Genomic DNA, 18,819 nt, shown 5'->3' with positions numbered 1-18,819 from the left:
ACCTTTTCAAATTCCTACTTAATCATATTTCTATCCAATAGCGCTGAATAACTTCACCAGTACGAGAAGAAACTACTTCATTTTCTAACATACCTCCAACCTTTTGAATCGTTTTAGCGGAACCAACATTGGATTTATCGCAAGTTATTAATACTTTCTGCAATCCTAACTTTTGCGCTTCAGCTAATGCAAGCTTTAGTTGTTTCGTAGCGTAACCGTGGCGACGTTTATTTGGATGGACACTATATCCAATATGACCGCTTTCCCGTAATAATTCTGGATTTAATCTATGTCTAATATTCACAAAACCTATAAGTTCTCCTTTTTCAAAACTTAAAAACTGACTAGATGGCACTCGATTAGCTAGTAAATTTTCTCCTAGTTCTTGTTTACTCACTTTTTCAAACCATTTATCAAGAGAATCAAAGTTTTGTAAAGAACTACTTCCATGTGGTTGTTCCCCTGAGTGTAAAAACGCTTGTCTATACGCCGTAATATGCTCACTATATTCATGTATTGGTTTTAATAGTTTCATTGTTCTTCTCCCCCTCTTCATTCCATAAAACAAACACCTTAATAGCAGCTATTCACTATTAAGGTGTTTCTATCCTTTTTATTCAAATAACCCCATACTCAAATAACGTTCACCTGTATCAGGCGCAATACATAAAACTTTTTTACCAACGCCTAGACGTTTCGCTATCATAATTGCAGCGTAAACAGATGCTCCAGAAGATGGCCCAACTAATAATCCTTCTTGTCTAGCTAAATTTCTCATTGTCGTTAAAGCCTCTTCGTCTGCAATTTGAATAATTTCGTTATACACTTCTGTATTTAAGTTTTTCGGAATAAATCCTGGGCTTGTTCCTACTAGTTTATGAGGACCTGGTACACCACCTGATAAAACGGGAGATCCTTTCGGTTCCACTACTGCAATATATAAGTTTGGTAATTTCTCTTTTAACGTTTCACCAGTCCCTGTAATCGTTCCGCCTGTTCCTGCCGTTGCAACAAAAGCATCAAGCTCTCCATCCATTTGTTCGTAAATTTCAAGTGCAGTCGTATAACGGTGAATATTCGGATTAGCTGGATTTTCAAATTGTTGCGGGATAAAACTATTCGGTATTTGTTTTTGCAGTTCTAATGCCTTCGCAATTGCTCCTGGCATTCTTTGTTCTGCTGGTGTTAAAACTACTTCTGCCCCGTATGCTTTCAATAAATTAATACGCTCTTTTGACATATTGTCTGGCATAATTAAAATCGCTTTATACCCTTTAGCTGCTGCGTTCATCGCTAAACCAATTCCTGTATTCCCACTTGTCGGTTCAATAATTGTATCCCCTGGTTTAATGAGACCATTTTCTTCTGCAACGTGAAGTAAATTATAAGCAGCACGGTCTTTCACACTACGTGATGGATTAAACATTTCTAGTTTCACATACACGTCCGCTGCGTCTTCCGGAATAAATTTAGATAATCGGACGACAGGTGTATCTCCTATTAATTCTGTTACGTTTTCACATAATTTCATAGTGCATCCCCTATTCTATCGTTTTCTTATCACTTGGTAATAACCATGAAGTAAGTCCAATTAACGGTAAACAACTACATAATATCATAATGAACTGAAGGCTATATATATCAGCTAACTTTCCTAGTACTACAGCGCCTAGAGCACCAAGGCCGAACGCAAGACCTACAATTAGACCTGATACCATCCCTACTTTTCCCGGAACAAGCTCTTGCGCGTATACAACAATTACACTAAAACTACTTGAACTAATAAAACCGATACATAAAAATAAAGGTACGACCCACACAAGTGAGACATGTGGTAATAACAGCGCAAGTGGCGCTGAACCTAACATTGAAAATACGATGATGTTTTTCTTACCAAATCGATCTGCTAACGGTCCCCCGAAGAAAGTGCCTAACACACCAGCAATCATAAATGCGAATACGAAATACTGGGCATTTTTTATAGATAAACCATAATGCTCAATTAAGTAAAATTGATAGAAATTCCCGATACCGGCACCGTACCAAGAGCGCACAAAAGTAAGAAAAACAAGAAGTATAATAACAAATTTAATGTGTGTACTTACAATTGCATTTTCCGCCTCAAGCGCAGCTCTCTTCTTCCTTCTTACAGCGCCGGTTGCTAATTCATTTTTGTACCAATTCGATACGAAAATTAATAATGCAATTCCTACTGCTGCAAATGCTGTAAAACCTAATGAACCAATTTGACCGAGTGGAACGAAAATTAGCGCTGTAAAAATAGGAGCTAAAGAATTCCCCGTGTTTCCCCCAACTTGATAAATCGCTTGCGCTAACCCTCGTTTTGCACCTGCCGCCATATACGCAACACGAGCGCCTTCTGGATGAAAGACTGCGGAACCTAAGCCAATAAATAAAACAGAAATAATAACAATAATAAAGTTTGGTGCAAACGCGAGTCCAATCATTCCAAGCATACTTGAAAACATACCGAGTGGTAATAAAAATGGTGACGGCTTCTTATCTGAATACATACCAAACACCGGTTGCATAATCGATGACGTCATATTTAACGCAAACGCAATCCACCCTACTTGCATATAGGATAAATTCATCGTTTTTTCCAAAATAGGAAACAACGCCGGCACAACTGCTTGCATCGAATCATTTAAAAAATGTCCGAAACTAATCGCAAATAATATTCGATATATTGTCGGTGTTTCTACTGTGTTTTTTTGTGAAACTGCCTGCATATGTGAATCGCTCCTTTCTGTACAAAATATATATTTATTACAGTAGGTGTAATAAATTCTGACTTTTGAAACATTTCTATTCTATACTGCTTTCATTTCTTTTTCCAGAAATATAACTTAACTCCCATCATTGACTTGCATCCTTGTAACTTTCAGCAGTAAAACATTATAGAAAAAGGCAACCCAATCACAAACTGGGTTGCCTCTTACATTAAATTGCAAAACGCTTATACTTCTCGTAATCGCTCGTCTTACATTCCACTTCTAGTTTCGTACCTTCATTTTCATAACTCGTTGATAAAACGTGCGCATGATTATTGAAATACGAAACTACCTGTCCTTGATCATACGGAATTAACATTTCACATTTCGTATATTCTTTATAAATATGGGAACGAATCATTTCTACAAGCTCTTCAATTCCAACATGTTTCTTCGCAGATAAATACACGCGGTCTTCTTGTACTTTCGGAATTTCAACATCCACCATATCTGATTTGTTATAAGCATAAATCGTTGGAATATTTTCTACTCCAATTTTCTTTAACGTTTCATTTGTAATATCAATTAATTGTTCATAATTTGGATTTGCGTAATCTACGACGTGAATAAGTAAATCTGCTTCCGCTACTTCTTCTAACGTTGAACGGAACGCCTTCACAAGATGATGTGGTAATTTACTTACAAATCCAACTGTATCTGTTAATAAAAATGATTTATTATCTGGCAAATCAATATTTCGTACAGATGTTTCTAACGTCGCAAATAACATATCTTTTTCAAATACTTGTTTTTCTTCTGTACCATTATAAATTTCAAGCATTGCATTCATCGTCGTTGACTTTCCTGCATTCGTATAACCTACTAATGCTACAACAGGTATTTCATTTTTCTTACGTTGCTTTCGCTGCGTTTGACGCTGGGCAACGAGCGCTTCTAAATCTTTATTCAAAACTGAAATTTGTTCTTCAATTTTACGACGGTCTAACTCTAACTTCTTCTCACCGACACCTTTATTTTTCGTACCAACGCCGCCACTCTGTCTCCCTAACGATTCACGAAGACCGATTAAACGAGGCATCATGTACTGAAGGTGTGCTACTTCTACTTGTAGCTGTGCTTCTTTCGTTTTCGCACGTTGCGCAAAAATATCTAAAATTAAAATGGTACGATCAATTACCTTACAATCTAAATCCTCTTCTAAATTTCGAATTTGTGAAGGAGATAATTCATCATTAAAGATGACCATATTCGCATCTATTTCTTGTACATACGCTGCTACTTCTTCAATCTTTCCTTTTCCGATATAATGCGATGGATTTACTCGTTGTAAATTTTGCGTTACTTGCCCAATTACCTCTACATCACAGGCTTCCGCAAGATTTGTTAACTCTTCCATCGAATATGCAAAATCATCTTCATTACCTACATTTACTCCAACTAAAACTGCTCTTTGTAATACTTCTTCCATATATTTATTCCTCCATTTCGATTACGTAAAATAAAAAACACAGGTCGCTGCCTGTGTTTTCGTAAACGGATAAGGGTTCACCAAAGAAATAGAAGAAAGCTATGCTTTCATCCTATTTTATAGTCAAAAAGTCCCAAGATCATATACGTATCCACAATAAGCGTTCACCTATACAATCCCATTCTATTTATAAAGGCAAAACAAAAAGAGGGCGTATTCGTCCCTCCCTCTTTGTCACATATAAGCTTAATAAAGGGTTCCTTTAAAATAGGCAGACCAATCCCGTTCACTCTGTACACAGACAGAGCCTTTGAGCGCTATTCAATTATTGGCACAAAGTATTGAGACGTAATCTGATTAAGATCAAAGGAAGCCCCTCCGTTCATTTTAAGTTACATAAAGTGTAGCATAAGTAATTCGCTTTCACAAGGTTTAACAACCTATATCACACTAAAGAAAATCGTCATTTTTTGCGAGTTTTTCTCACAATAAAAATAACAAAAGCAATTATCAATTTTAGAAACTTCTCGTATATTATTTTTACAGCACTCGCCAAATTCCTTCATAGTAAGTTAAGTATTATCGTTTTAATACAACAAAAATCTATATTGACATTTTCATAGTCTGATATCAGTATCAGGTTGTAAAAATAAAAATTAGGAGATGTTCCTATGCATTCTAAATCTCGTATTACTGCAATTGGTACTTATGTTCCAGATCAAATATTGTCTAATAACGATTTAGAAAAGATGGTCCATACGAATGATGAATGGATTGTACAAAGAACAGGAATGAAGGAAAGAAGAATCGCTAGCGAAGAAGAATATTCCTCAAACTTAGCCATTAAAGCAATTAAAAATTTATGTACAACATATAAGAAAAACTTAGAAGATGTCGACTGTATCATTGTCGCTACTACTACTGCTGATTACGTTTTCCCTAGTGTTGCTTGCCAAATACAACAATACTTCAACATACCTCATACACTAGCTTTTGATTTAAATGCAACTTGTGCTGGTTTTACATATGGACTACACGTCGGTAATAGCTTAATCACTTCTGGATCACATGAAAAAATACTTGTCGTAGCGACAGAGACATTATCTAAAGTTACTGATTATACCGATAGAACGACCTGTATTTTATTCGGTGATGGTGCTGGAGCTATTTTATTAGAAAGAGATGAAGACACCCCAAGCTTTATCGCTTCTCACATGGGAACAAACGGTGATGGCGGCATTCATCTATATAGAACAAACTTATCTACTACTATGAATGGCACACCACTGCAAACAAATGAAAAAATCGTTCAAAATGGAAGAGAAGTATATAAATGGGCAACACGTACAGTGCCAAAAGGCATAAAAGATTTAATACATACCGCAAATATGCAAGTAGATGATATAGACTGGTTCATACCCCACAGCGCTAACTTACGAATGATTGAATCTATTTGCGAAAAATCTCAAATTCCAATACAAAAAACATTAACGAGCGTGGAATATATGGGGAATACCTCTTCAGTCACCATTCCACTCGCTCTAGATTTAGCTATAAAAGAAGGGAAGTTAAATAATGGAGACACACTTTTACTATACGGATTCGGTGGTGGTCTTACACATTTAGGACTTATTGTAGAGTGGAATTTAATTTAAGTGTATAAAAAGAGGCTCTAGTCAGTAACTAGAACCTCTTTTTCATTTAATTTCTTGCCCCTTTTCGAGACCATATCACAACAGGAATAAGTAATAACGCTAACACGCCTCCAGCCAATGACAATGCCGCATAACTTGAATTCGCTACTACCATACCTGACATCGCTCCACCAGAAGCTCCAGCTAGCGCAATAAAAACATCTATTTTTCCTTGTGTTTTAGCACGTGTAGACGGTGTTGTGGAATCAACGATTTGTGCTGTACCACTAATCAATCCGAGGTTCCATCCTAGCCCAAGTAAAGACAGAGCAACGATTAATAGTAATAAAGAATCACTTGGCGCTATCGCAGCTATGACACCCGCTGCAAGTAAAATCACTCCACCAGCTATGCTCATTGTAGTTCGGCCAATTTTATCAATTAACATTCCTGTAACGAGAGATGGAAGATACATTGCACCTACATGAAAACCTATCACAAGTCCTACTGCACTTAAACCGTGACCGTGGTGTCCCATATGAACTGGCGTCATCGTCATAATCGCAACCATCACGATTTGCGTAAGTATCATTACGATTGCTCCAACTGTAATACCTCGTTTATTTTCTTTCACTTCTTCTGTTATTGGTTGCCCTTTATATGTATGTTCCTGTTTATATCTTTCTATTATGTTAGCAATAATTAACGGATCTGGACGAAGCATAACAAAAAGAACTAGACCCGCCAGTATAAATGCTGCTGCCGATAGTATGAACGGACCTGCAAGTTTAGGAACTCCAATTGAATGCGCAAAACTACCCATTACTCCTACTAAATTTGGTCCTGCAACTGCACCGAAAGTCGTCATTACCATCGTAATACTAACAGCCGTTGCTCTCTGCTTCTTATCTGCTAAATCTGTACCTGCATAACGAGCTTGTAGATTCGTGGCTGTACCGGCACCATATATGAGTAAAGAAATAAGTAAAAGAATAATGCTATTCGTTAAAGCTGCCATTACAACACCAATTGCTCCAAATCCACCTACTATAAACCCTGTTGCAAGACCTATCCGGCGTCCATATCGTTGCGAAAGCTTCCCTACTATGAAAGCTGCTAATGCTGATCCCAATGTAAACATAGCAGTTGGTAATCCTGCAAATGCATCTGTTCCAAGCATTTGCTGCGCAAGAAGTGCTCCCACTGTAATACCAGCAGCTAGTCCTGCACCGCCAAACATTTGTGAAATGCTGACGATTATTAACGTTCGTTTGTATAGTTTTTGTTGCTCTTCGTCTGTGTACACATGATTATCTATTAAAGCCCCTGCCTTATCTAGCAATTCCCCATCCTCCTTTTAAAATTAATCCCTCTTGTTAATGTACTATGTATAACGTTACATATTCAATGGCATTTTCCATTCATCCCTTTCATTCTAAAAAACTTTCTAATCATACTCGACTTATCCCATGCTATATTAAAAATACTACTATTCACAATATGCAAGGAGAAAACAATGAAAAAACAGGCTAATAGCAGCCTGTTTCCCTTTACACTTCTTCTACTATCCTTCCCCTTCTCTTTTTACTCAAAGCTCTTCCTTCCCAAAACAACAAACTTACGAAAGCACAAATTAAAATAATTGGCACACTTGCTTTATATAAATCTGTAAAACTCATTGCCATCTGATTCTTGGCATAATGATTCACATCATTCGAGAATGTGAGTACCTCTTTCTTTATACTTTCCTCTTGTTTTTCAACTTCTTTTGTTACTTGCCTCATAACTTCTTCTCTTTTTACATCCCTATATTCTACTGGAACTTTTCTTAATATTTCATCCGTCTTGTCGCGAATCAATTCTTCCTTTTTCTCTTTACTTAATCCCATTGTCATTGTATTTTGTTTCTTATTTATATTCGACTCTAAACTTTGATTCTCTATTTTTTCTTTAGTCATTTGTAAAATTTCAGTTTGCTCAGTACTATTCACATGAATATTCCGCACCTTTTCTTCTGCATAACGATATACTTTTTCTTTATTTACATTTAAATTATGAGTTAAGTTAGAGACAAATATTGCGACCGCCAATACAATTCCAACCTGTCGTAACATTGATACAACACTTTGAGAAGCAGTTAATAATTCTCCTTCAAACGAAGACGCACTTAAAACTGTAATTGGCCCCACTACTAAGCCATATCCGACACCTAATATCATACATGGAATAATAATTTCTATATTTGTTGAATGAACATCAATCATTTGCAACCAATAGTAGGAAAGCCCCATAACAAGAAATCCTGACAAAATAATAGTTACTTTTCCGAGTTTTTTAATTAAAGTTGCTGCTACTGGTGAGACAAAAAATATCATTGCTGAAATAGGTGTCACTAAAAAAGCCGCTTCAATTTCCGTTCGACCTTGTAGTTTCGTCAAGAACGTTGGAAGCAATACAGTAACTCCAATTAAAAATAAATTACTTAATATAACAACGATCGACGCTCCGACAAACATTCGATCTTGAAATAACTTTAAATTCACCATTGGGTTATGAATCTTTCGTTCTACTAAAATAAATAGAATAAGAGAAATAGTGCTAATTGCATAACAAGACAAAGCAATATTACTTTGCCATCCCCATGTATTACCTTTTACTAATATGAGAGTAAATGAAAAAATTGCTGTGCTACTTAATAGTAGTCCTATCCAATCTATTTTTGAGATAATACGTTCTTCATTTTTTATTTGTAGCATGATGCAACATAACACGATTCCTATTATACAAACCGGAACATTAACGAAGAACACCCATCTCCATCCTAAATTTTGCGTAATAATTCCACCTATTACTGGCCCCATAGCAGCTGACAATCCTTGTGTTACTCCTAAAATTGCAAGTGCAACATGCCTTTTAGCTAACGGCATAGCTGATACACCAATTACCATACTTGTTGGAAATAAAATTGCTGCCCCAATACTTTGTATAAAACGAGAAAAAATAAGAAAATCACCTGTATTAGCAAAAGCGCAAAGTACCGATCCACCACCAAAAATCACCAGACCAAGAATATACATCTTTGCTTTTCCAAAGATATCAGCTATCCGCCCTAACGGAATGGCAAGTACTGCAATCGTCATTGTATAAACATTTAATACCCAAGACATCTTTTCTAATGAAGTATTTACACTCGATTGTATTGCCGGTAAAGCTATATTCATAATTGTCGTATCAATCATACAAAGAAAGATACCTAGACACATTAAAAAGACAATCTTAATACCCTTTGATTGCTCCATCTTTATATACCCCTTTATTTATTGTGAATGCGTTTTTCATTCTTCTGTTTTATTGTTTTCTTTCGCCTCTAACTCTTCTAATTTTTTCTTCAAAGTCTCCACTTGTGCACTATACGATGCAATACCTACATCTAGTGAAATTTCTTCGACGAAAGTAATACCTACTCTCCACTTTTCATATTTCAATCGAAGATCTGCAATGTACGCTTCTTTTCTTTCAATTTCATCTTTAATCCATTTTTTTATTGTTACATCATCACTATAGTTGCCAAAATACATTCTCATTAAAAAATCCGAACGTAAAACATCCTTCTCTACAGGCGTCTGCATGTATTGATAAAATTCTTCACGCCCCTCACCTGTAATAAAGTACATTTTCTTATTCGGTTTTCCCTCTTGCATGACAACCTCTTTTTTTATTTTCCCTTCATTCTCCAATTGCCGTAACGTTGGATAAATCATTCCAAAACTTCCATCAAAAAAATGAGTAAATACGTCTTCAAACACAATTTTAATATCGTAACCAGACAATTCCTTTTCCATTAATAAACCTAAAACAACATCTCTTCCCTTCAAAGTAAAACCCCCACATAGTATATAATCAATAATCATATTAACAATATTAATATGATTATTGATTATATACCTTATTCTGTTAATTGTAAAATATTTCTAAATAAAAAAGCCCCATAATTTGGTTTCACCAATTCACAGGGCCATTTTCTTATTTACTCTTTCACACCTACATCTTGCAAACCTTCAATATCCTCTTTCATTTCATAATAATAAGAAGGAAATTCTATACCATGTTCTAAGAAATAATCCTCAATGAATGAAATAATGATTTTTAACGTTTTCACACGAGCATACAATTTATCGTTACTTTCAATAATATGCCACTTTGCATTTGGCTTACTTGTTTTTTCAAACATGTCTTCCATTACTTCAACATACTCATCCCATTTTTCACGATTACGCCAATCTTCGTCTGTAATTTTCCATCTTTTCAAAGGATTTTTCTCTCTATCTTTAAATCTCTTTAACTGTTCCTCTTTACTTATATGGTAGAAGAACTTCCCTATTATGTAATGGTCATCTGTTAGTAGTTTTTCAAAATCATTAATCTCATCATATGCTCTCATCCACTCTTCCTTTGTAGCAAATCCTTCAACACGCTCAACTAACACACGACCGTACCATGAGCGATCAAAAATGGTGATTTGCCCGTACTGTGGAATTTTGCGCCAGAAACGTTGCAAATAATGGTAACGTTTTTCATGAGGTGCAGGCGCTCCAATTGGATTTACTTGGAACCCACGCGGGTCAAGGTGTTCCGTCACCCGCTTAATTGCCCCACCTTTACCAGCCGCATCCCATCCTTCCATAACAAGCATAACCGCGATTTTTTCTTCTTTCAAAATTTGCTGTAATGCTAATAAGCGCCTTTGATATTTTTCTAATTTCTTATTGTACTTAGATTTTGATTCAATTTTTTTCGTTAAGTCTACTTTAGCAAGATGTCCATTTTCCATAAAACAAATCCCCCTTGTTGTATGACAATGTTATTTTAACATATTTTTGGTAATTTTTTCATATCCTAAAAAACTGTGTAGAAACACCTCTACACAGCTTCCTTCTCTAATTTCACATATACAAGCACATTTAACTACATTAAAATAAATAATTTATACTGAACTCTTAGTATATTCTTTTTATTAAAACGTAAAAATAGCCCTTTTAAAAAGGGCAGCAATCTAAGTATAGAAAAACAAATTTATTCTTTTTTACTACATACTTAATTATGCCGGCTATAAGAGTAGTGAATAAGATATTGATCCACTACTCACAATAGCCTCTTTACATTATATGGTATATTTACTCGTGAAAAGAAGATAATAACAAGTAAATCCATTAAAGAATGGGAGCACTCAAAAAATGAAACGAAAAATATTAACTCTCTTTACACTTTTATGCTTAGCACTACCAATACAAGCTAGTGCTTACACATTTCAGTCACTACCGATTGCGTCAAAGTCTAAACAATGGTATGTCGAAATCGATAAATCTCATAACTCAAACAAGCAAGCAATCCAGCCAAAGCAAGGTGTATTTGATACGTATAGTTTACTCGTAAAAAACATCGGTCATGATGTATCAAACGTATCTGTGGAAATACTTGATAACAACCCTACCTCTAAAGCTACCTTTAAACCTACTACACCTAATGGAAACATTTCTAAAAGTCATACAAGCTTTGACTACATGGTATTCCCATTAGACTTTAATAGTCATAATTTTAAAGTTGTAATCACTTGGGAAGAAAAGAATTTCTCTTACAATGGCCATCCGGTAAATGAAGGTAAAAAAATGAAACAAACATTTGTATTTAATGAAGACTAAGTCCTAATTTCTTTAGGGCTTAGTCTTCTTTTTTGAAACCTGCTTGTATCGCTTCCGTCACTTCTTTTGTGATTTCTAATTTTGTTGTGCCAAATATGTACGGACAGTTTTTCATTACAAAGGTGTTTTATTAATACTAGTTGATTATATGCTAAGTTATTTTCTATATAGGTCTAGCCCTCTTTTCCCATATAATCAATTAAATCGACGAATACTCGGTACAGACAATGCTATTCCAATTGTTAAAATTACTAAACTAGCTAGTGTTATAATAGTTATTTCGCCACCTATGACAGTAGCTAACCAGCCTACAACTACATACCCTAATGGCAATAAAGCAAAAGAACCCAACATATCAAGGCTTGCCACTCTTCCGAATGCTTCTTCTGGTACAAGCTCCTGTAAACTCGTTTCCCAAATGAGTCCAAATATCATCATGCCAAATCCTTCAATTGCCATTAAGAATATTAAAGCGGGTGCCCAAGAAATGAATGGCATAATTAATAAAGCAATGCCACTCATTAAAACACCTCCATAAGCCAGTAATCCTCTCTTATGCCACCGCTCTTTCCCACCAAATATTAATGCGGCAATTACAGCCCCACCACCAGAAAAGGCCATGCCAAGTCCATACACGTAAGCTTCAAAATGATGATGAACATTAAATAACCATGGAATTAATACGACGATAATGCCGGCATAACAAATATTTATAAAAGAAAAAACTAAAATTGTAATCCACAGCCACGGATGACTTTTTAAAACTAAAACACCTTCCATAAACTCTTGTTTGTAAGTAAGCTTACTCTTTTCAATGGGCTTTACTTTTTTAAACTTAATTTCTTTTAAAAATAATAAACATAAAAATGATAATAAGTACGTTGCTGCATCTAGTCCGAAACCTATCCCTGCAGATGCAACCGATACGATTAACCCACCAAGTGCTGGCCCAATTAATCGTATACCTTGATTACTCATTTGAGTGAGTGCGTTAGCTGCATTACGAATTTCAGGGACGAATACTTTTGCCCTTACAGCAGAATATGCTGGTTGGAATATCCCTTCCATAAGTCCATATATGGCAACGAGAATATATAAAATCGTAATTGTTAATAAATCCATAAATATAAGCGATGCAAGTAATAGCATTACTATACAGCGGATTATATCCGTAAATAACATTAATTTAACCCGATCAATTCGGTCTACAACTAAACCTGCAAATGGTAAAGCAAGAATATTAGGTAGCATGCACATTGCCATCGTCATCCCCATTACAACTGTTGAACCAGTTAATGAATACACAACAACTGGAAGTATGACCATAGTTATCGAACTACCTAAGGCCGAGAGTAATTGTCCAATCCATAAAAACTTAAAGTGCGTCGATACTTTAACTGGTAATAATAATTTTCCAATATAACCTAAACTTTTCTCCTTTTGTATTTCCCCTTGCATGTCTCTCCCCTCTTTTCAAATGACTATAGAATACATAATATATGACTGAAAATTTATAATATTATATTTCTAATTATATAAGAAACCATTATGTTATGGTAAAATTATCAAAAAAATATAAAGGAGAATGCATCATTATGCCTCCAAATTCACATAATATCGAACACCAAATCTATACAATGTGTATGATCCAGCGCAACAATGAAGTTTTACTCGTAAAACGACCCAATCATCGAGGTTTCCCTGGCTACATAGCTCCTGGCGGCAAAGTAGATTTTCCCGAAAGTATCGTTCAAGCCGCTATAAGGGAAGTAAAAGAAGAAACCGGATTACTTGTTTCGGATTTAAATTTTAAGGGATTAGATGAATATGTAAATCCGAAAGGGAATGTTCGGTACATGGTATTTAACTACTGGACAGACTCATTTGAAGGTGAACTTCTTTTAAACCCACCTGAGGGCAAATTATTATGGATACCAATCGATACAGCACTAAAGCTTCCTATGCAAGATTGGTTTAAAGAAAGATTCCCATTATTTTTTGAAAAAGGCACCTTTGAAATTCAACGTGTTTGGGATAATGAGCTAGATAAACAAGTTGCTATAACAATTACACATACGTAAAAAAGCTTGGAATCTCTCCAAGCTTTTCTTACTTCTCCTCTACTTTCTTAATCTTATAATCAATTTCTAAAAACTTAACTCCAAATATCCACATTCTATGATTAGCTTCTAGTATGTAATCCGTGCGCTCTTTTATAATAAAAGTCTCTGCTAACGGTAAACGGATTGTCAAGAACCGAGTATGTAAATAAATCCCCTCATCTCCCTGACCATTTTCTCTTAACTTACTAGTAATAATTAAATCATGACTATCATTATATAGTTTCAAAATACCAGTCATATTCGAATAAGGTAAAGGTAAGGCGATATTCATATATGTCTCATTCTTATTTGTATGCTTTGAATAAAGAGCTACAAAAATAGATTCACCTGCTTCATTTTTTCTTAGCCAAGCCCTTACATTCTCTCTTCCATCTTTCTCATCTATGACACTAATGATAGAGCCATGCATCGTTTCCCAATTGCCGCCCATTCCTAAATGTATTTGTTCTACACGCTTACTCATTTTCTCATAGCAAAGTGCGAACGGACGGAACCAACGAGCCCATTTAATATTCGATTGCAATTCATACTCTGCTGTATTTTCATAAAAATGAATAATACTTAAAGGAACCTTCGTCACATCAAATGCCTCACTATGAAAGTCATTTACTTTATCAACTAAACCGTTGTATTCCTTACTGTCTACTAAATTGCTGCTATATAAATAAGCCTCACCAATTGCCACATTTCCTCTTAACTTACTCATTGGTTTCCCATAGTATTTATAATTCGGAACACTCTTTTCAATCACCCAGCCGATAAATGCCGGTAACGCTACTCCAATTCCATTGACAACACCATGAATCCAAACCATTTGAGCAATTGTAATCGTCAAGACATGCTTCAAATTTCCGTATGAATATATGAGTGAGAACATAATTGTAACCATGAGTGTACTAGACGAAACGATTAGAAGAATCTTTGCACTGATAGCATTAAATTTTGCTCTCCAAACGTAAAATCCATACCCATAAATTGCACATAAATATAGGAACACTGCAAAAAATTCAAATATTCTTGAGTATGTAATTCCTATTGCAACTGTCATAGGTGAAATCATGATGATAAACATAATAGCATCATACACTTTACTTCTCTTTTCTCTTTTTCTCCCTATTAAACCAGCTGATAATGGCAATAGAAACGCCGAATAATGAAAATGTGCAGCTGTGAGTAAAACAATGTCAGAGCTAAAATGCATAATTGAAAGTTTTGCTACTGAAGCAGAAAACCAAAAACCACCTAAAAACAAATAAATAAACGCACTATCTATGGCGATCTCTTCTAACGGCTTCCATCCTCTTTCTAGCAATCTACTTACACCAAATAATGCAACAATTCCTGTATATACAAACCAAACTAGCGCAAATAAATAGTGATTTGTGACGAAAGCTAGCATTGCGCAAATTGCTGCGATTGGATATAAAAATGATACGGATTTATAAAATAATAATTGCGATCCATCTCTTGTTCTTTTATCAATAATACAAAATGACATTGGTATAAATAATAAAACAGATAATAATATAATTGCTTCAACAGGATTTATATTCGACCACTCACATATTAGAAAAACAACATAGCAAGCAAGCCCAAATATTATATTTTTCATATCGTTTATTCCCTTTCCCCAAATGTTCCCTTATATGAAAAAAGTGAACCAATTAACGGGTTTCGTACTTGTACATGAATTCGAAAACACTGAAGTGTTTCATCATAACTTTCAACAATTTTTGCCTCACCATACAAAAATTTTGGTAACGGCATTTTTCTTCCAAACATATAAAACCATTGTTTCTTTGAAGAAATATGCATTGCCCCTAACTCATCGATATGAAAATGCAGTGTAGAAACGAGTAAATGTGGTTCACCAAAATAATCTACAATTTCATTTTCGTTTTCATCCAATTGCATAACTGCATTAAAATATCTTTTCTTATTATGAAAATAAAAAGTACGGTTCCACCTTACTAATTCTTGTCCATATTCATCTCGCTCAGCTATGTTTTGTATCGTAAATGGAATTTCCTCTCCTCGTTCCGAGAAAAACATTCGAAACTTCGATGCAATTTTCAATATAAATTTCACGAAAAAAGAGCCACCGTAAATTTCATCCATCTTTCCTTCCCCTGTAAAACTATTCTCTTCTGTAATCGCATAACGCTTCTGCAATTCAGGATGAAGATTTTTATAGGTATCCCCTAATAATCGTTCATACATATTAGCCATATACTTATCCCTTTCTCGCCCTCTTGCAATTTTTCGCGCTTGGTAAATCGAAACTATTTATATAACCGACAATTGATAACCCCATTAAAAGAACATTTAATGTAATCGGATTAAACGGTCCTGTAAAGCTTGCGATATTCGTAAATCCTGCCGCTAACGTTAAAACTAGTAATACAATAATATGCAGTATAAATAATTTTCGTTTTGTTAGTGGCAACAGCCATACGACACCGAAAATTATTTCTAACCCCCCAATTATTTTAAGTATACATACACTACTTTCATTTGAACCGATTAATAAAGAAAGCATCTTTACTTCTTCTGAATGAGTAAACAGTAGTTTTGGCACTATCCCTTGATATATCCATACAAAAGCAAATAAAGAACATACGAGCCAATACGTCATTGTTCTTCTAATTAGTAACCTAGGATGAAGCCCCTTTTCTAACCATAATTTTAAGGCATCAAAACTCCAAGCAGTCGCCCAACCTAATAACGGACGAAAAATATAGAAATCTATCACATTTCCTATACGACCAAATCTTGTATCATAATCATATTGTGTCTCAAAATGGATGTATTCTTTATTGGGCGTATACTTCCAATAACCACGTCCTATTTGAATAAGAGATAATGTATTATCCGTCCAAAATTTTAAAGAAGAAATTCTTTCACCAGTTTCTTTTCTTATTTCACCTATTGATTCCCCTTCTCCAACTATTTCAAGCCCAAATCCAATCTTTGTTTTATACAAAAACTTCTGTGGTTCTCCTTCTTTTTTCTCTAAATAAGAAATTTCAGTAAAGCGAGCATCCCACTCTGTATGTATATCTGGTTCTTGCGTATATTCCCATAATTTTTCCATCGTCGTGTTCATTTTTGTCGCAACATAAATAGACTGTTTCCTTTTCATTCTCCCCACCTCCTATGCACTATAAGTTTAATGTACATGCAATGAATTTATTTTGCTACATTTTTCACAAACTTCCTCAAAAAAGAAAGAATTTTTAAAATATATATAAAACACTTGATTCCCCGAAAAATTTAAATTATTATAAAACAAATGTTACCAACAACTTCATAAATCAAACACTCTCGCCTAAAACGTGAGATAGAGGTTGCGATACTTATGAGTATTCTAATGGAGACACAGAGATGTCTATGAACTTAGATGAAAGGAAGTATTGCCGAAATTGATAAATTTCTCTGCATTTATCAATTGGGGCTGTTTTCGAATAGAAACAGAACTGTCATATGTACAGACGTGTACGTATGAAGAGCTATCTACAAAAAAGAGATATCATTTTTTTATGATATTCCTTTTTTGGCGGTTTTTTTATTAGCTCCGTTTTCTGTTTCCCTTTTCCTGTAACAGCACCATCCTCACTTATTTGAGATGGTGTTTTTTGTTTGTCTTTCTGGTAACTACAGGAGTATTGGGATTTATATATTTCCTAATCTATTCTTAAAAATAGACGAAAGAAGGAATTTGTAATGGAAACAATTGTTCAAAAATTTGGTGGCACTTCTGTCGGAAGCGTCGAACGCATTCAACATGTAGCAAATTTAATTATTGAAGAATATGAACGAGGTCATAGCATTGTCTCTGTCGTTTCAGCAATGGGAAAAAGCACAGATGAACTTGTCGCACTCGCTAACGCTATCACAGAAAATCCAAGTAAACGTGAAATGGATATGCTTCTATCTACAGGAGAACAAGTAACTATTTCATTATTAACAATGGCACTGCAAGCAAAAGGCTATCATGCAATTTCATTAACAGGGTGGCAAGCAGGTATTACGACAGAATCTGTACATAGTAGTGCACGGATTACTGACATTCATACAGATCGTATTCAATCTTATCTTGCTGAAGGCACGATTGTTATCGTAGCTGGTTTCCAAGGTATAAGTGTAGAAAATGAAATTACCACGCTTGGCCGTGGTGGTTCTGATACAACTGCTGTCGCACTAGCCGCTGCACTTAAAGCAAAAAAATGTGATATTTATACGGATGTGACAGGTGTATATACGACGGACCCACGAGTTGTAAAAGATGCTTACAAATTAGACGAAATTTCTTATGACGAAATGTTAGAGCTTGCTAATCTCGGTGCCGGCGTATTACACCCGCGCGCTGTTGAGTTTGCTAAAAATCATAACGTAGTTTTAGAAGTTCGCTCAAGTATGGAACAAGAAAACGGAACAATTGTAAAAGGAGAATGTAACATGGAACAACAATCAATCGTTAAAGGTATTGCATTTGAGGATAACATTACACGTGTCACAATTAAAGGATTAGAACAAGGCTCGCTTTCAACAGTTTTCTCTACATTAGCAGCAGCACACATTAATGTAGATATCATCATTCAAAGTATTACAAATGAAGGAACTGTACACCTCTCCTTCTCCATTCATTCGAATGATTTAAGAGAAACTTTAGAAGTTTTGGAACAAAATCAAGAAACTCTTCACTATGAATCTGTAGAACATGAAAATCACTTAGCAAAAGTATCAATCGTAGGATCTGGCATGGTATCTAACCCAGGTGTCGCTGCAAATATGTTCACTACTTTAAAAGAAGAAGATATTCATATTAAAATGGTAAGTACATCAGAAATTAAAGTGTCTGTCGTTATTGACCGCCTTCATTTAGTAACAGGCGTTGAGGCGCTGCATCAATCATTTATGGCGAAAATTGAGCCTTTCGTGCAAATGAGCTAATCTGATATATTTAGTAATACTAAAAAAATCTGATTAATGTATTACATTCCTATTAAATAAAAAGCTGTTCGTTAACACGATGCTATATGACATATTAAAAAACACCTTGTCACATTTTCCTATACTGTGACAAGGTGTTTTTGACTGAAAGGAATTTGTAACTACTTAGTAGTATAATTACGGGGA

General features: G+C 35.0%; 16 protein-coding genes and 1 riboswitch. Of the genes, 4 read left to right on the top strand and 12 right to left on the bottom strand.

Translation table 11 applies throughout. The annotated features are described in order from the left end of the window. Window positions 1-22: 22 nt before the first annotated feature. The 4 genes from NST86_RS09050 to hflX form a co-directional block, all read right to left on the bottom strand. Window positions 23-535 carry a GNAT family N-acetyltransferase gene (locus tag NST86_RS09050; RefSeq protein WP_016117570.1) on the bottom strand — a complete coding sequence of 171 codons (513 nt, stop codon included), beginning with the start codon at window positions 533-535 and terminating at the stop codon, window positions 23-25. A gap of 78 nt (window positions 536-613) precedes the next feature. After that, window positions 614-1,531: a cysteine synthase A gene (gene cysK / locus NST86_RS09045; RefSeq protein ID WP_000762273.1), complete on the bottom strand. Its 918-nt coding sequence runs from the start codon at window positions 1,529-1,531 to the stop codon at window positions 614-616. Between the two features lie 10 nt (window positions 1,532-1,541). Further along, entirely contained in the window at window positions 1,542-2,753 is a 1,212-nt protein-coding gene (locus NST86_RS09040; protein WP_001149411.1) for an MFS transporter, read from the bottom strand. Between the two features lie 211 nt (window positions 2,754-2,964). Continuing rightward, window positions 2,965-4,224, bottom strand: a complete 1,260-nt coding sequence (gene hflX, locus NST86_RS09035; protein WP_000393282.1) for a GTPase HflX — start codon at window positions 4,222-4,224, stop codon at window positions 2,965-2,967. A 671-nt stretch (window positions 4,225-4,895) separates the two neighbouring features. Here hflX and NST86_RS09030 point away from each other — a divergent pair. Beyond that, entirely contained in the window at window positions 4,896-5,879 is a 984-nt protein-coding gene (locus NST86_RS09030; RefSeq protein WP_016117569.1) for a ketoacyl-ACP synthase III, read from the top strand. A 46-nt stretch (window positions 5,880-5,925) separates the two neighbouring features. On the opposite strand, the gene NST86_RS09025 is transcribed toward NST86_RS09030, so the two are convergent. The 4 genes from NST86_RS09025 to NST86_RS09010 form a co-directional block, all read right to left on the bottom strand. Further along, on the bottom strand, window positions 5,926-7,200 hold the full coding sequence (locus NST86_RS09025; protein ID WP_016117568.1) for an MFS transporter: 1,275 nt from the start codon (window positions 7,198-7,200) through the stop codon (window positions 5,926-5,928). A 208-nt stretch (window positions 7,201-7,408) separates the two neighbouring features. Beyond that, window positions 7,409-9,157, bottom strand: a complete 1,749-nt coding sequence (locus tag NST86_RS09020; RefSeq protein WP_061664455.1) for an MDR family MFS transporter — start codon at window positions 9,155-9,157, stop codon at window positions 7,409-7,411. Window positions 9,158-9,193: 36 nt separating this feature from the next. After that, window positions 9,194-9,733 carry a PadR family transcriptional regulator gene (locus tag NST86_RS09015; protein WP_086424376.1) on the bottom strand — a complete coding sequence of 180 codons (540 nt, stop codon included), beginning with the start codon at window positions 9,731-9,733 and terminating at the stop codon, window positions 9,194-9,196. 152 nt (window positions 9,734-9,885) lie between these two features. Next, complete coding sequence (locus NST86_RS09010; protein WP_000427322.1) at window positions 9,886-10,689, bottom strand: polyphosphate kinase 2 family protein; 804 nt, start codon at window positions 10,687-10,689, stop codon at window positions 9,886-9,888. A gap of 403 nt (window positions 10,690-11,092) precedes the next feature. Here NST86_RS09010 and NST86_RS09005 point away from each other — a divergent pair, with 403 nt between their 5' ends. Then, window positions 11,093-11,557, top strand: coding sequence for a hypothetical protein (locus NST86_RS09005; RefSeq protein WP_016117566.1), 465 nt, complete (start codon window positions 11,093-11,095; stop codon window positions 11,555-11,557). 195 nt (window positions 11,558-11,752) lie between these two features. Here NST86_RS09005 and NST86_RS09000 read toward each other — a convergent pair whose 3' ends face one another. Next, complete coding sequence (locus tag NST86_RS09000; protein ID WP_086424377.1) at window positions 11,753-13,015, bottom strand: MFS transporter; 1,263 nt, start codon at window positions 13,013-13,015, stop codon at window positions 11,753-11,755. 137 nt (window positions 13,016-13,152) lie between these two features. Between NST86_RS09000 and NST86_RS08995 the strand changes: the two genes are divergently transcribed. Next, window positions 13,153-13,638 (top strand): 8-oxo-dGTP diphosphatase, encoded by a 486-nt coding sequence (locus NST86_RS08995; RefSeq protein ID WP_001134949.1) that lies wholly within the window; start codon window positions 13,153-13,155, stop codon window positions 13,636-13,638. 28 nt (window positions 13,639-13,666) lie between these two features. Here NST86_RS08995 and NST86_RS08990 read toward each other — a convergent pair whose 3' ends face one another. From NST86_RS08990 to NST86_RS08980, 3 genes are read right to left on the bottom strand one after another with little or no spacing between them, the layout of a single operon-like run. Then, a complete protein-coding gene (locus NST86_RS08990) occupies window positions 13,667-15,292 on the bottom strand; it encodes a YndJ family protein (RefSeq protein ID WP_086424378.1) in 1,626 nt (541 codons plus the stop codon). A gap of 5 nt (window positions 15,293-15,297) precedes the next feature. Further along, window positions 15,298-15,909, bottom strand: a complete 612-nt coding sequence (locus NST86_RS08985; protein ID WP_061664457.1) for a DUF4166 domain-containing protein — start codon at window positions 15,907-15,909, stop codon at window positions 15,298-15,300. Window positions 15,910-15,913: 4 nt separating this feature from the next. After that, window positions 15,914-16,822 carry a DoxX-like family protein gene (locus NST86_RS08980; RefSeq protein WP_340933547.1) on the bottom strand — a complete coding sequence of 303 codons (909 nt, stop codon included), beginning with the start codon at window positions 16,820-16,822 and terminating at the stop codon, window positions 15,914-15,916. Between the two features lie 191 nt (window positions 16,823-17,013). Beyond that, window positions 17,014-17,200: riboswitch (Lysine riboswitch) on the top strand. A 203-nt stretch (window positions 17,201-17,403) separates the two neighbouring features. Here NST86_RS08980 and NST86_RS08975 point away from each other — a divergent pair. Further along, the gene (locus tag NST86_RS08975; protein WP_000448031.1) at window positions 17,404-18,633 is read left to right on the top strand and encodes an aspartate kinase; all 1,230 of its coding nucleotides are present in this window, start codon (window positions 17,404-17,406) and stop codon (window positions 18,631-18,633) included. Window positions 18,634-18,819 lie beyond the last annotated feature (186 nt).

The organism is Bacillus sp. FSL L8-0199 (assembly GCF_038005705.1).
Taxonomy (GTDB): domain Bacteria; phylum Bacillota; class Bacilli; order Bacillales; family Bacillaceae_G; genus Bacillus_A; species Bacillus_A cereus.
The sequence above is the reverse complement of the archived record's forward strand: the minus strand, read 5'-3'. Positions and strand labels throughout refer to the sequence as shown.